11 protein-coding genes are annotated in these 13,470 nt (G+C 69.4%); 5 read left to right on the forward strand and 6 right to left on the reverse strand.

The annotated features are described in order from the left end of the window. Positions 1-80 precede the first annotated feature (80 nt). Positions 81-2,174, reverse strand: coding sequence for a copper-translocating P-type ATPase (locus Vlu01_RS20835; RefSeq protein WP_204002139.1), 2,094 nt, complete (start codon positions 2,172-2,174; stop codon positions 81-83). Positions 2,175-2,538: 364 nt separating this feature from the next. Here Vlu01_RS20835 and Vlu01_RS20840 point away from each other — a divergent pair, with 364 nt between their 5' ends. Genes Vlu01_RS20840 through Vlu01_RS20850 form a run of 3 tightly spaced genes read left to right on the forward strand, consistent with a single transcriptional unit; the run spans position 2,539 to position 6,682 of the window. Continuing rightward, the gene (locus tag Vlu01_RS20840; protein ID WP_204002142.1) at positions 2,539-5,031 is read left to right on the forward strand and encodes a sensor histidine kinase; all 2,493 of its coding nucleotides are present in this window, start codon (positions 2,539-2,541) and stop codon (positions 5,029-5,031) included. Between the two features lie 38 nt (positions 5,032-5,069). Further along, positions 5,070-5,474: a roadblock/LC7 domain-containing protein gene (locus Vlu01_RS20845; protein ID WP_204002145.1), complete on the forward strand. Its 405-nt coding sequence runs from the start codon at positions 5,070-5,072 to the stop codon at positions 5,472-5,474. Then, a complete protein-coding gene (locus tag Vlu01_RS20850; RefSeq protein WP_204002148.1) occupies positions 5,471-6,682 on the forward strand; it encodes an ABC transporter substrate-binding protein in 1,212 nt (403 codons plus the stop codon). Before Vlu01_RS20845 ends, Vlu01_RS20850 begins: the two co-directional genes overlap by 4 nt. 46 nt (positions 6,683-6,728) lie before the next feature. Here Vlu01_RS20850 and Vlu01_RS20855 read toward each other — a convergent pair whose 3' ends face one another. The 4 genes from Vlu01_RS20855 to Vlu01_RS20870 form a co-directional block, all read right to left on the reverse strand. Continuing rightward, positions 6,729-7,772, reverse strand: coding sequence for a polyprenyl synthetase family protein (locus tag Vlu01_RS20855; protein ID WP_204002150.1), 1,044 nt, complete (start codon positions 7,770-7,772; stop codon positions 6,729-6,731). A gap of 9 nt (positions 7,773-7,781) precedes the next feature. Next, entirely contained in the window at positions 7,782-8,198 is a 417-nt protein-coding gene (locus Vlu01_RS20860; protein ID WP_204002152.1) for a hypothetical protein, read from the reverse strand. A gap of 78 nt (positions 8,199-8,276) precedes the next feature. Continuing rightward, entirely contained in the window at positions 8,277-9,566 is a 1,290-nt protein-coding gene (locus Vlu01_RS20865; protein ID WP_204002154.1) for a GAF domain-containing protein, read from the reverse strand. Positions 9,567-9,735: 169 nt separating this feature from the next. Beyond that, positions 9,736-10,158, reverse strand: coding sequence for an ATP-binding protein (locus Vlu01_RS20870; protein WP_204002156.1), 423 nt, complete (start codon positions 10,156-10,158; stop codon positions 9,736-9,738). A 191-nt stretch (positions 10,159-10,349) separates the two neighbouring features. On the opposite strand from Vlu01_RS20870, the gene Vlu01_RS20875 reads away from it, so the two are divergent. Next, positions 10,350-10,715, forward strand: coding sequence for an STAS domain-containing protein (locus tag Vlu01_RS20875; RefSeq protein ID WP_204002158.1), 366 nt, complete (start codon positions 10,350-10,352; stop codon positions 10,713-10,715). On the opposite strand, the gene Vlu01_RS20880 is transcribed toward Vlu01_RS20875, so the two are convergent. Further along, positions 10,716-11,948, reverse strand: coding sequence for a PP2C family protein-serine/threonine phosphatase (locus Vlu01_RS20880; protein WP_204002162.1), 1,233 nt, complete (start codon positions 11,946-11,948; stop codon positions 10,716-10,718). It lies immediately after the preceding gene. A 174-nt stretch (positions 11,949-12,122) separates the two neighbouring features. On the opposite strand from Vlu01_RS20880, the gene Vlu01_RS20885 reads away from it, so the two are divergent. Further along, on the forward strand, positions 12,123-12,899 hold the full coding sequence (locus Vlu01_RS20885) for a hypothetical protein (RefSeq protein ID WP_204002164.1): 777 nt from the start codon (positions 12,123-12,125) through the stop codon (positions 12,897-12,899). Positions 12,900-13,470: the final 571 nt, after the last annotated feature.

The raw sequence follows: 13,470 nt of genomic DNA on the forward strand, positions 1-13,470 counted from the left end.
AACGGTACGACCGGACTGCGGCGGCCGGGTCGGACAAGGCCAGCGACGTGCTGGTTGGCCCGGACCGGCCGGTGGAGCGGTTACAGTTCGGCCGTGTCCGGACGACAGCAGGTACGAGTCTGTGGGCGCAGTTCGACGCGGCGCAGCAGTTGGGCGTTGAGCGCGACCACGATGGTGGAGGCCGACATCAGCACGGCGGCGACCGCCGGGCTCAGCGCCACGCCGGCCCAGGCCAGAACCCCGGCGGCGAGCGGCAGCGCGACCACGTTGTAGCCGGCGGCCCAGGCCAGGTTCTGGAGCATTTTCCGGTACGCGGCCCGAGACAATCGGATCACTCCGCTCACGCCACGCGGGTCGGACGAGGCGAGCACCACGCCGGCGGACTCGATGGCCACGTCGGTGCCGGCGCCGATCGCGATGCCGACGTTCGCGCGGGCCAGGGCGGGCGCGTCGTTGACCCCGTCGCCCACCATGGCCACCCGCAGTCCTCGTCGCTGCAACTCCGTCACGGTGTCGTCCTTCTCCGCCGGCAGCACCTCGGCGAAGACCTCGTCCTCACCGGAGCGGAATCCGAGGTCGGCGGCGACCGCCTCAGCGACCGGACGAGCGTCCCCGGTGATCATCATGATCTTGCGAATGCCCTGCCCGCGCAGGTCGGCGATGGCCTGCCGGGCCTCCGGCCGGACCTGGTCGGACAACGCGAGGGCGCCGAGGACGACGGCCCGGCCGTCCTGTGGCCGCAGCAGGTAGAGCACCGCCGCGCCCCGGCGTGACCAGTCCTGCCGGTGCTGGTCGAGATCGTCCGGGACCGTCACGTCGAACTCCCGCAGCAGTGCCGGACCACCGACGGCGTAGGTCACCCCGTCCACCTCGGCACGCACACCGCGCCCGATCATCGAGTGGAATCCGGATGCCACCCGCCGGTCTTCCTGGTCGGCGGCGGCAGCCACGATCGCTCGGGCCAGGGGATGCTCGCTGTCGGCCTCCACCGCCGCCGCGATGGCGAGTACCTCCTGTTTGGTCGCGCCGGCGGTGGCGGCGACGTCGGTGACGACGTGCTCGCCCCGGGTCAGCGTGCCGGTCTTGTCGAACAGCACGGTGTCCACCGTGCGCATCCGTTCCAGGGCCAGCCGGTCCTTGACCAGGATTCCGGCTTTGGCGGCAACGGCCGTGGACAGAGCGATGACCAGCGGGATGGCCAGGCCGAGCGCGTGCGGGCAGGCGATGACCAGCACCGTCACCGTGCGTACGATGGCCTCGTCCACATCGCCGAGCAGGGACCAGACCACCAGGGTCAGTACGGCGGTCGCGGTGGCGATGTAGAACAGCCAGGCGGCGAACCGGTCCGCCAGCACCTGTGCCCGGCCGCTGGACTGCTGTGCCTGGCTCACCAGCCGCTGGATGCCGGCCAACGCGGTGTCGTCACCGACGGCCTCGATCCGGACCCGCAGCGCCGCGTCGGTGGCCACCGTGCCAGCCACCACCCGGTCACCGGCCGAGCGCGACACCGGCCGCGATTCACCCGTGATCATCGACTCGTCCATCTCGGCGCGGCCGTCCACCACGGTGCCGTCCGCGGGAACCCGCGAACCCGGCCGGATCAGGACCAGGTCGCCGACATCCAGCTCGGTCACCGCCACCCGTTGCGGCTGTCCGTCCGGGTCGAGCCGCTCGGCGTCGTCGGGCAGCAGGGCGGCAAGTGCCGACAGGGCGCCCTGGGCCTGGCCGATCGCCTTCATCTCCTGCCAGTGCCCGAGCAGCATGATCGTCACCAGCGCGGCCAGTTCCCACCAGAAGTCCAGGTCGAACGCGCCGAACGAGGTGGCCAGTGACGCCACATAGGCAACCGTGATCGCCATCGCGATCAGCAGCATCATCCCCGGTGCCCGGTCCCGGATCTCGCGCACCGCGCCTTGAAGGAAGGGCCAGCCGCCGTAGACGAAGACCAGCGTGCCGAGCACCGGACCCACCAGACCGATCCCGGGGAAGTCCAGCTCGTAGCCGAGCCAGCCCATCACCATGTGACTGGTGGCCACGATCGGCACGGTCAGCGCCAAGCTGAGCCAGAACTTGCGGCGGAACGCTTCCGGGTCGTGTCCGGCGTGCTTGTCGTGCCCGTTGTGCCCGTCCTGCCCGTGCTGTTTGGTGTGGTGCTGCGTGTCGTCGTGGGACATCTCGTCGCCTCCCGAAGCCACCTTATACCCCAAGGGGGTATCTGGCGACGTCGTTCGCTGCTCGTCGGGAGGTGGCCCGGCTACCGCCTGCCCTATAACAGGATCGCACCCAAAAAGACCTAGCCCTTTTCTCCATTCGTCCACAACGATTGGTCGGACAAGTTTCGCTGACGTGTTTCCGGTTCATGTCCAAGACGTCACTCAAATGTTCGGCAGGCGTACGGGGATCTAGAGCTGAACCGTTACACCATGGTAGGAATGCGCTTTGACGTGGGCAGGATGCCCACCCTCCACCGTGTAGCCGGCGTGTGCGCCGGATCCTGCTGAGATCAGCGTCGATGAGGCAAGGGGGCGGAGTTCGCCGGTGACACGTGCTACAGCGGCAGCCGCAGTGCGTACCCATGCCGAAGCGCGCCGGGGATGGCTGGCTCGGGGCAGCATCGTTCGGCTACTACGGCTGCTGGTCGCCGTACCATTGATCGCCGTCGTGGGGTTCGCCGGCCTGGCCCTGGAGGGCACGGTCCGGCAGGTGCTCAACGCGGGCACCGTGCACGACGTCGTCACACTCTCCACTCAGGCCGGCGCGCTCGCCCGCGCCCTCCAGGCCGAAAGGGTGATCGCCGCAGTCGAGGTGACCACTCAGGGGCAGGCCGCCAGCGCCGCCTTCGACGACCAGGTCGCCCGAACCGATGCGGAGATCGTCGAGTTCCAGCGACGCAGAGCCGAGGTGTCGACCGGAAATTCGGCCCTGCAACGGATCGACGCCGGCCTGACGTCGCTGGGCACGGTACGCGAGCAGGTCCGGTCAAGCCCTCGCGCCACCCTGTCCGCGATCGCCTTCAGCTACCGGATTCTCGTCGCGGACCTGCTCGCCTTCCGCGCGTCCGTGGCCACCGACACCTCAACGCGGATCGCCGACGACGTCCGGGCCGCGGTGGCGGTCTCGGAAGCGGGCGAGGCGATCGGTCAGCTCCAGGTCATCGTGCTGCGCAGCCTCGCCGGGGGAGAGCTGACCCCGGCCGGGCAGCAGGAGATCGTCGGTGCCCAGGCCCGGTACGCCGAGGCCACCAACGCCTTCCTGGCCCTCGCCGAACCGGGCTGGGCGGCGGATTGGGAGCAGATCGGCACCGACGCACAGGTCGTCGCCGCGCAACGCCTGCAGGACCAGGTCGGCCGCACGCTGCCCGGTGGGCGGCTCGCTGTCGACGCGAACGCCTGGGTCGAGGCGACCGATGGCTGGGTCAGCCAGATGTTCCGGATCCAGAGTGACGTGGACGCCGCCGTGGCGGAGCGGGTGTCGACCGAGCGAGGGCAGCTGCTGCGCAACGCGCTGCTGCAGGGCGCCGGCATCTTCCTGGTCCTGGCGCTCACCGCCGTACTCACCGGTGTGGTGGCCCGGCGGATCACCCGCCGGCTGCGGTCCCTGCGCAACACCGTGACCACAGTGGCGTACGACCGGCTGCCGGCCGTGGTGCGGGAACTCAGCGCCGCCGCACCCGGCAGCGTGCAGCCCAACGAGGTGGCGGACCGCTCGGTGTCGGAGTTCCGGATCACCGGCTCCGACGAGATCGCCGAGGTGGCCACCGCCACCCGAGCCCTGCACCGGGAGGCGGTCCGGATCGCCGGTGAACAGGCGGTGATGCGGGCCAACGTCGCGGAGATCTTCGTCCACCTCTCCCGACGCGAGCAGCGACTGGTCGACGCCATGTTGGCCCAGGTCGACGAGGTGGAGCGCGACGAGGCCGACCCGGAGCGCCTCCAACAGCTGTACCAACTGGACCACCTCGCCACCCGGATGGCGCGGATCAACCAGAGCCTGCTGGTCCTCGGTGGTTCCGGTATCTCCCGGGTACGCCAGGAGCCGGTCTCCCTCGACCACGTGATCCAGGCCGCGCTGTCCCAGATCGAGCACTACACCCGGGTCCGGATCGGCGCGGTGGACAAGGAACTCGCCATCGCCGGCACGGCGGTCGATGAGACCGTGCACCTCGTCGCCGAACTGCTGGACAACGCGACCGGATACTCCCCACCGGACGCCGAGGTGCTGGTCACCGGGCACGCGCTCGCCGACCGGGCGATCGTGCAGGTGGTGGACCAGGGAGTCGGGCTCTCCCCGCAGCGGTGCGAGCAACTGAACGCGGCGCTCGCCAACCCGTCGACGATCGACGTGTCGGGAGTGCGCGCGATGGGTCTGACCGTGGTTGCCCGGCTCGCCGCCCGGCATGCGATCAAGGTCGAGCTGTGTCCCGGCCCGAGGGGTGGCACGGTGGCCGAGATCGCGCTGCCGGCGACGATCGTCGTGCGCCGGCCGGTCGAGCAACCGCAGCCGGTGGCGTCCGAACTGGGTCGGGCCCGGCCCTCCGCCGCAGGAAGGCGTCCGGCCGCGACCTCCGTGCCCCGTACCGACGTCCCCGTGGCCGGCTCCGGCAACCCGACGTCCCACGTCGCGCGGGTGCCGGTCGGTGTCGGAACGGCTGCGGTCGGGCGAGCGCTGCCCAGCCCGGTCGTCAAGTCTCCCGCGCCCGCACCGCTGTTCCAGCCGGTAGCCCAGCCCCAACCGACGGGTTTGGCGCGGCCGGCGGGGCCGACGGTGAACGGCTGGTTCAAGACCGCCCTCGACGGCGACTCGGTGGCCGTCATCTGGCCGGCCGACGCCGGCGAGAAGTGGGCGACCGCCTCGCCAACGCTGTCCACCCAGGTCGGGCTGCCGCGCCGGGTGCCGCAGCCGCATCTCGTACCGGAAGCGCAGCAACCGGCCGCGGACCTGCGGCGGAAGCTGGATCCGGCAACCGTGGCGGCGGCCATGTCGGCCTACGCCAAGGGCGTCGCCGGACGCCGGGCCCCCAACTCCCTCTGACGCTGAATTCCCACCCCTCCCCGATCTGGAGCGACGTCGTGACAAGCCCGAACGATCTGAGCTGGCTGTTGCAGAACTTCGTGAGCCGTACCCCCGAGGTAAGCCATGCCCTCGCCATTTCCACCGACGGACTGGTCCTGGCGCACAACCACGGTCTGCCCCGCGACCGGGCGGACCAGCTCGCCGCCACCGGCAGCGGACTGATCGCCCTGCTTGTCGGCGCCGCCCGGTTCTTCGAGGCGGGCGCGGTGATCTCGAACGTGACCCAGATGGACGGCGGCTTCATGTTCTGCATGTCGTTTAGCGACGGAGCTTCGCTGCTCGTGCTCGCTTCCCCCGTCTGCGACGTGGGCCAGGTCTCGTACGAGATGACCGACCTGGCCAACCGGATGGGTGAGGTGCTGACCCCGGCGGTGCGTTCCCAACTGCTGGGGATGATGTGAGCGCCAGCCAGCCCGCTCGACGTGTCGTTCCGCCAGCCCGAAGGCTCCTCGCGGCCCTGCTGACCGGCGTTCTGGTCGCCGTCACCGCCGCCTGTGACGGGCCGTCGGAGCCGGAGCGTCAGACCATCCGCATCGGTATGATCACCGCCCTGGCCGGTTCGCTTGAGGCACCGGGCTCCGAACTGCGCGACGGTTTCCAGCTCTACCTGGACATGCGCGGTGGCCAGTTGGGCGGTCATCCGGCCCAGCTGATCGTCGCCGACGAGGGATACGAACGCGACGTGACCGTCGAGTCCGCCACGAAGCTGCTGGAGCAGGATCGGGTTTCGGCGATCACCGGCATCATCAACGGCGGTAGCGTCGCCGCCATCTATCCGCTCATCAACCAGCACAAGGTGCCGCTGGTCGGCGCGCTGGGGCGGCCGGCGCTGACCGACGTGACCTACGTCTGGCACACCAACCTGATCTCCGTCGAGCCCGGTGTGGCCATGGCGCCGTTCGTCAAACAGGAGGTGGGGCGGGGCAAGGTCTACGCCATCGGGCCGGATTTCCAGAGCGGGCGCGACGAGTTGCGCGGATTCGTCGACACGTTCGTCGAACTCGGCGGCCGGTTGGCCAACCCCGGTGGCAAGGCCGTCTTCAGTCCGTTCCCGGTCACCGAGGACTTCGGGCCGTACCTGGAGGAGATCGCCGAGACCGGTGCGGACGCGGTCTACTGCTTCTTCGACGCGCAGAACGCCATCACGTTCGTCAAACAGTACGCCGAATCACCCGTCGCTGACCTGCCGCTCTACGCGGCGGGCTTCGTGACCGAACCGGCCAGTCTGGTCGAGCAGGGCGACGCGGCCGAAGGCATCTACAACGGACTGAACTATTCACCCGACCTCGACAACGCGGCGAACCGGGAATTCGTCGCCGCCTGGAACGCGGCCTACCCGGGTCGGGTGCCCACCTCCATCGTGATGGCGTCGTACGACGCGGCAGCGGTGCTGGACCGGGCGATCGCCGCAGCGGGCACGAACCCCAGCCCGGAGGAGATCAACGCCGCGATCGCCGGGCTTGGCCAGCTCAACAGTCCACGGGGGCCGTGGCAGTTCGCGAAGGCCACCCACGCGCCGATCCAGAAGTGGTACCTGCGCCAGGTCCGCCGGGACGGTCGGGCGCTGACAAACGTCGTCGTCTCGGAACTGGCCACGCTCGGCGGCTGATCCAGCGGAAGGCGTTTGCTGGTCAGCCGGGCCGGCATGCCGATCGTTACCGGCTGCGTTCCACGACGTACTCGGGCAGGCCGAGCAGGAATCTGCCGTCCTCGGTCTCGGCTGCCGCCGGCCCCAGCGCCTGCTGTCCTTCCCGCCACGCGGCGGCGGCGAGTTCGCGGGCGCTGCGGCGGGCGGACTCGACGCAGTCGTAGGCGAGCAGCCGCCCGTGCAGCCAGCGCACCTCCGCCGCGGTGCGCTGCGCCCGGGACCGGCTGAGGAACGCGACAGTCCGATCGCGTTCGTCCGCGGTGCAGCGTCGCAGGAAGTCGATGAGAATCAACGTTCGCTTGCCCTCCCAGAGATCGCCCGCGATCTCCTTGCCGTACCGGGCGAAGTCCCCGACGAGGTTGAGCGCGTCGTCCTGGATCTGGAACGCGGCACCGAGATACCAGCCGTAGCGGTCGAGGACGTCGACAGCGTCATGCTGACCGGTGGCGACGATGATGCCGGTACGGCACGGGTAGATGCAGGTGTACCAGGAGGTCTTCTTCAGACACATCCGGAAGTAGTCGTCCGCGTCCAGGTCACACACGTTGTCGCGGATCCAGCCGACCTCGATGGCCTGCCCCTCCAACGAGTGACGCAGCATGAGTTGGGTCTCGTCGAACAGCCGCCACGCGATGCCCGAGCCGAGGGCTCTGCGATTGGCCGCGAGCCGCTGCAACGCGAGTAGGTTCGTCATGTTTCCCACGTTGAGGGCGACACCGACCCCGTACTCGCCGTGCAGGGTCTGTGCTCCGCGCCGCTGCTCGCTCTCGTCCTGGATGTCGTCATGAATGAGAAACGCGTTGTGGAACAGTTCCACGGTCACGGCGGCGTTGAGTCCGACCGACGGCGTGCCGCCGAAGGCCCGGCAGGCCGCCAGGCAGAGCGCGGCACGCAGCCCTTTGCCCCAGCGTCGCGGATACTCGGACACCAGGTCGTAGAGGTAATGCGGTCCGCCCGACGGCACGTCAGCAAGGAGCGCGTCGATCGCAAGGGCTCGGTAGCGCTCCAGCAGGTGCGTGACATGGTCACGAGCCACGCCGGTGGTGGACACGTCACCCGGCTACTTGTCCGACGGAGCGGACTTCTGCGTGGCCTCCGACGCGAGCCGGTCGACCAGCCCGTTCGCCACGTCCGGTACCAGCCGCGCAAGGTTGAGGACGCCGTCGAGGGCCTCGTGCGCGTCTGACGTGTACCGGCGGATGACCTCACCACGCCGGTCGTCCGAGGTCTTCAACTGCGCGACGACAGTGTCGATCAGTGCGTGTCCGTCGGTGCGCACCCGCGTCACCAACTCGTCGAACGCCTCCGGATCCACCCTGCGGTCGGCGCTCAGCTTCTCCTCAAGCCGTCGCGCGCTGGCAATGCCCGCCGCGAGCTCCTCCTCCAACACGCTTGCCGCATGGGTCACGGTCTCGGAGGTCTGCTCGGCCACCTTCTCGAAACGTTCGTCGCTGCGCTCACGCCCACTGCTCTCCATGGGAGAAGTGTTGGCGACCCCTCGCCGACCGGGTAGAGGTGTGTCGAGATGGTGACTCAGAGTATCCGTGATCGGCGGTCAGCGGTTGAGGTAGGCGGCCAGACCGCCGAGTTCCTCATTGGCGATGAAGACCGACCGTACGTTGAGGATGGCTTCCTCGACGTGGCTGGGGCAGCCCCACGCCGCGTCACCCCACGAATCGGCGATCTTGATCTCGGCCGGTGCGCTGCACTCCTGGTTGCCGCCGAGCTGGCAGCGCTCCGGGTGCGGGGTGGCCGCCTGTGCGGCGGCGGCGGCACGCATCTGGGCATTCAGTTCCGCGGCGGCAGTGGCGCGCTGCTCAGCTTCGGCACGGAGTTCCCGTTCCGCGCGAATCGCCTTGGCGAGTTCGTCGTGGGCTGCCTTGGCCTGCGCCTCGGCGGCGAGTTTCGCCTGCTCGATGTGGTGGCGCTCGATGGCCAGTGCCGCGGTGCCGGCGAAGACCCGGGCGAGGGCCAGGTCGGTGTCCTGCGGAATCCTTGGGCTGCGGTGGTACATGGCGAAGGTGCCCAGCAGGCTGCCGTCGCGGGCCAGGATCGGTGTGGACCAGCAGGCGGCCAGCCCGGCGCGCCCGGCCAGGTCGCGGAAGTCGACCCAGAACGGATCAGTGGCGATGTCGGTGACGACGACCGGTTCCCGTCGGTGCGCGGCGGTGCCGCAGGATCCGACGCCCTCGCCGGTGGCGATCCCGTCGATGGCCTGGTTGTAGAAATCCGGCAGGCTGGGCGCGGCACCGTGGCGCAGGTGTCGACCGTCGGGGTCGGCGAGCAGCACGGAAACGAGCATCTCCTGCGGAGCGAGATTCTCGATACAGCGCGCCATACCGTCGAGCACCTCGGCGAGCGGTGCCTGGCGGGCGATCTGCTCCAGCATGGCGCGGTGCTCGGCCATCAACCGTTGCGCATGCTTGACCTGGGTCGTTTCCATGCCGATGACGCGGATGCCGATCACTGTGCCGGCGGCGTCCCGGCGCGGCTCGTAGGTGAAGTCGAAGTACGCTTCCCGCGCGTGCGGCTCGGTGCCCAGCATGACCCGCACGTCCCGGCCCGTGTAGGGCTCACCCGTGCGGTACACCTGATCCAGCAGGGTGATGAAGCCCTGATCCGACAGCTCAGGCAGCACGTCCACGAGCGGTACGTCGGTCCGGGCCCGTTGCTCACCGATGGCGGCGAAGAACGCGTGGTTCGCCGTCTCCACCAGGTGCTCCGGTCCGCTCAGCGATGCGAAGACGGCAATGGACTGCCCGAACAGCGTCCGCAGATCCTCGGCTGCCTGCCCGGTACCCGCCGGATCCGCAGCAGTAGGCAGTTCACCTGGTACCGCCGTCATGGTGGTTCGCCTTTCATCTGCCCGTGCGGAACGGTCGGTTGTATGCCGGTCGGATGACGGTGGCCGCAAACTAGGGGAACGCCTGAGGCCGCCGATGCAGCGTACCGGCAACCCCTACTTCTGCTCGTTGGAGCTTCTCCCGTGGTGTGAGCTCGGGCTGCGGCGTCGCTCATCGGCTCGGTGGTGTCCGTACCTCCATCAGGTGCTTGGTGATGCGGAGCAGGACGCGGTCCGGCGGCCCGGCGACGAAGGCGGCGCTGTCGGCGAGCGCCGCGATCAAAGGCAGGCCGCGGCCGCCGACGGTGAGCGGCGCGGGAAGGGCGGCGTCGAGTGCGGCATCGGTGGGGGTGCTCCCGCGGTTGCCGACCTCCAGCAGGCAGACGCCGTCGTCGATGACGATGGTGATGTCGACGACGCTGTCGACATCGCCGTGCAGTACCGCGTTGGCGCATGCCTCGGTGATCAGCACGGCGAGGTGGTTGCGGGAGTCCTCGGCGGCGTCGGTGAGGCTGAGCAGGGTGGTGAGTACCTGGCGGGCGCGGGTCACCGAGGACGGCTGACGCGGGAGTGACAGGGTCATGCTCACCCGCATTACGTCGCTCCTCCCGGACCGTGCCCGACCTGTCGGAGAACTACACCGAGGCGCGATGCTCCGGTGGTGATCAGCCGTACCCCGGGTTGCGGAGGTGAAACGGTCAGTGTGTCGCTCGACAACGCCGGCCAACGGCAGTTCACCTGCCGGCAGAATATGGTAGGGGGGATCAAGGGCTTGGGGAGGCTGCTGTGGGTCTGCTGTTGTCGGTCCGGCCGGGCCGGGGTTGCACCGTGCTCGAGGTGCGCGGCGAGCTGGACATGGCGACGTCCCCGCAGTTGCGCGAGGGCCTGCAACGGTTGGTCGACGCCGGTGACCATCAGGTGGTGGTGGACCTGGCCGAGGTGGGGTTCATGGACTCCAGTGGGCTGGGCGCCCTGGTGGTGATGTTCAAGGCGTTGCGGGAAGTCGGCGGTCGGTTGTGCCTGGCCGCAGTGCAGCCTGCCGTGCAGAGCGTCCTGACGATCACGTCGGTGAATCGAGTGATCCCTATTTATGACAGTGTGCAGGCGGCTGAAGCCGATCTGCCATCCACGAACCCCGCGACGGGCGGGTAGTCAGTCGGGCAGCGCGGCGCTGGCACGCTCCTGGTCGGCACCGGCGTTGGTACGCCGGTCCTCGTTGTGCCCGTCATGCCAGTCGAGAATGAACAGGGTGGCGTCATCGGCCAGAGTCGGCCCGCTGACCTCGAGGACGGCGTCGGCCAACGCCCGGACGGCCTCGCGTGGATGCAGGTTGGTGATGGACCGCAGCATGGTCGGTAGATCCAGGCTGGCGGCGTTGCGCTCGCGCATGCCGTCGGTGACCACTACCAGACGATCGCCCGGCCGCAACTCGATCTCACCGGCGCTGTGTCCGGTATCGGCGAACATACCCAGCGGGAAGTTGGCCGGTAGCGACAGCGCCCGGCTCTCTCCGTCGCGTACCAGCAGCGGGGGGACGTGCCCGGCGTTGAGCAGCGTGCACACCCCGGTGCGCAGGTCGAGACGGCCCAGAACCGCGGTGATGTAACTGCCGGGCACGGGGGCGTGGTCGGCCACGTCGGCGTTGGCGGCGTCGGCCTGCTCCACCAGGCTGGCCCCCCGGCGGCGGCTGTTGCGCAGGCTGCCCACACCCAGGGTGGCCGTCAGCGCGCTGGCCACCCCGTGGCCCATCGCGTCGGTGACGCTGAAGTGCAGCGCGTCGCGGGCCAGACTGTAGTCGAAGGTGTCTCCGCCGATGCTCGCCGCGGGTTCGAGCCAGCCGGACAGGGTGAACGCGCTGGCCTCACACGTGAACGATGCGGGCAGCAGGCGACGCTGGATCTCCCCGGACAGGGTGAACGGGGTGGTGCGTTGTCCCCACTCGAACAGGTCGGTGTGCCGCCGGTTGGCGATCACCACGAACGCCAACACGTGCGCCGTGCGGGTGATCTCCTTCAGCGTCCGCGGGTCCGGCTCGTCCGGCAGAACCATCTCGAGCAGGCCGATCGCCTCACCTCGGTCGGTCACCGGCGCCAACACGGTCCACCCGTCGGGCTGCGGGACAACCCGCACCGTCTGGGTGCGTAGCGCCTGCTCGGCTGGGCCGCCGCCGAACGGCATCACCGTGGCGAGTTCGGCACCGTCCCGACGTCCCTCGCCGGGCTCGTCGAGCGGTACGTGGGTCAACCGGACCAGCGCCCGGCCGCTGAGGTCCGCGATCAAGAACGCCACGCTACGTGCCCGCAGCCCCGCACCGAGTTCGCGGGTGACCGCCTCGACCGCCTCGACCGGCGAGGCGTTCTCCGCCGCATCCAACATCTGCGCCATGACCGGTCCTCGACTGCTTCTCACTGCTTGAGCGTACGAGACCAGGTCGGTTAACGCCGATCATGAGCGTCGGTACGGCAGCGTCGGCTGGGCACCCGTTCCCCCGACCGCCCCGGTCAGCGCGACGCCGCCAGAAACTGCGGCAATGCCGGCCCTGGTACGGTCGGCGCCCCTGTGAAGGAGGCGGGCGTGACTGACGCTGCTGTTCAGGGACCTCGTCGTACCCATCTGGTGGTTGCGGCCGCTGCTGGCGTTGCGCTGGGGCTTTTCGCGTTCGTGGCCGACGCTGTCGCGGGTGTGGTGGGGCAGATCCTGATCACGCTGACCAGCAGCGGCTTCGCGTGGGGTTTGGCGGCATTTCTGGCCGGCCGTTGGGCTGCCACGGGCAACAGGGCAATGGCCGGTGCCAGCGCCTTGTTGGTGACCGCCACGCTGTTCTACTACCTGCTTGTGCTGGCGGTCAGCCGTCGATGGAGCGGCGGCACTCTGGAAGACGGCTCGTCGGCCGACCTGCTGGGGTTGCGCTCAGTCGCCGTCATGACGGCGCTGTGGTTGACCGGGTCCCTCGTGGCGGGACCAATCCTCGGAAAGCTCGGCCACGCCGTGCGTACCGGTGCGGTGGAACCAGCCGGCAGCGGCGACAAGGCGACGACCTCCGCGCTGGCCGCGGGTGCGGGGTGCGGCCTCCTGTCCGGGGAAGGCTGGCACTCCGTGATCCTGACGCCGCCCTGGCAGGTGGCCGTTGTCGATGCGGGGCACGCGGAGTTCCTCCGAGGCGTGCTGATCGGGCAACTCATCATGATCGTGCTCCCGATCGTCGTCCTGGCCTGGCTGGCCACGGCGCACCGTCTCTGGCGCACCATGCCAGTGCTCCTGGCCGCAGCGGCCTCAAGTGGTGCCCTGAGCGCGGTGCTGTGGCACCTGCTTCGCACGGCCGCGCACAACCTCTGAAGAACGTGTGCCGAGGCGGAAAATCCGTCGCCGAACGGCAGCGTGGAGGTTCCGGTGTAGAGGACGATGCCGGCGATGAAGCCGTCGCCGAGGCGGCCAGCGAGTCGACGTAGTCCGCGGAAGTCGTCGGGTCAGGAAGATCTCTTCCAGGGCCTGGAGGTGGCGGGTGATCGTCGGCTGGCTCCGTCCGAGGGCGGATTCGAGGTTGCGGCGACGATGGTCGCGGATCTGGCTGAGGGGAGGCGTACGAGCCTGCGTAGCGCCCTTACGGTTTCGATCTGCGAGGGTAGGCACGTTCGATCTGCGGCAGAGCTGCATCTGGAACGCCGCCCTTCGGTGTCCGATTTGCGGGACCCTGAGGCCGCAGCGCGGCCGACGCGGCGGCGCATTGGACGAGTAGGTGCCGATGACGAGATGTCTGTCGCTGGCCTTGGTGTTGTCGGGCCGGTCGACGATGGTCCGCCGTTCGCGGGTGCTCATCGTGCCTTGGAGCAGGAGCGCCGGGTGGGTGTGGCGGTGAGGCCTGCCGCAAGCACCGGTTGGTGTGGTCCGGGGCTGGGAAAACAGGGGG

The sequence above is a fragment of the Micromonospora lutea genome, from assembly GCF_016863535.1.
Taxonomy (GTDB): domain Bacteria; phylum Actinomycetota; class Actinomycetes; order Mycobacteriales; family Micromonosporaceae; genus Micromonospora; species Micromonospora lutea.

What these genes read in the sequence shown, in the direction of transcription:
- Vlu01_RS20870 (WP_204002156.1), bottom strand. Translation starts at nt 10,158, where the DNA reads ATGCGGGTGAGCATGACCCTGTCACTCCCGCGTCAGCCGTCCTCGGTG.
- Vlu01_RS20880 (WP_204002162.1), bottom strand. Translation starts at nt 11,948, where the DNA reads ATGGCGCAGATGTTGGATGCGGCGGAGAACGCCTCGCCGGTCGAGGCG.
- Vlu01_RS20860 (WP_204002152.1), bottom strand. Translation starts at nt 8,198, where the DNA reads ATGGAGAGCAGTGGGCGTGAGCGCAGCGACGAACGTTTCGAGAAGGTG.
- Vlu01_RS20865 (WP_204002154.1), bottom strand. Translation starts at nt 9,566, where the DNA reads ATGACGGCGGTACCAGGTGAACTGCCTACTGCTGCGGATCCGGCGGGT.
- Vlu01_RS20835 (WP_204002139.1), bottom strand. Translation starts at nt 2,174, where the DNA reads ATGTCCCACGACGACACGCAGCACCACACCAAACAGCACGGGCAGGAC.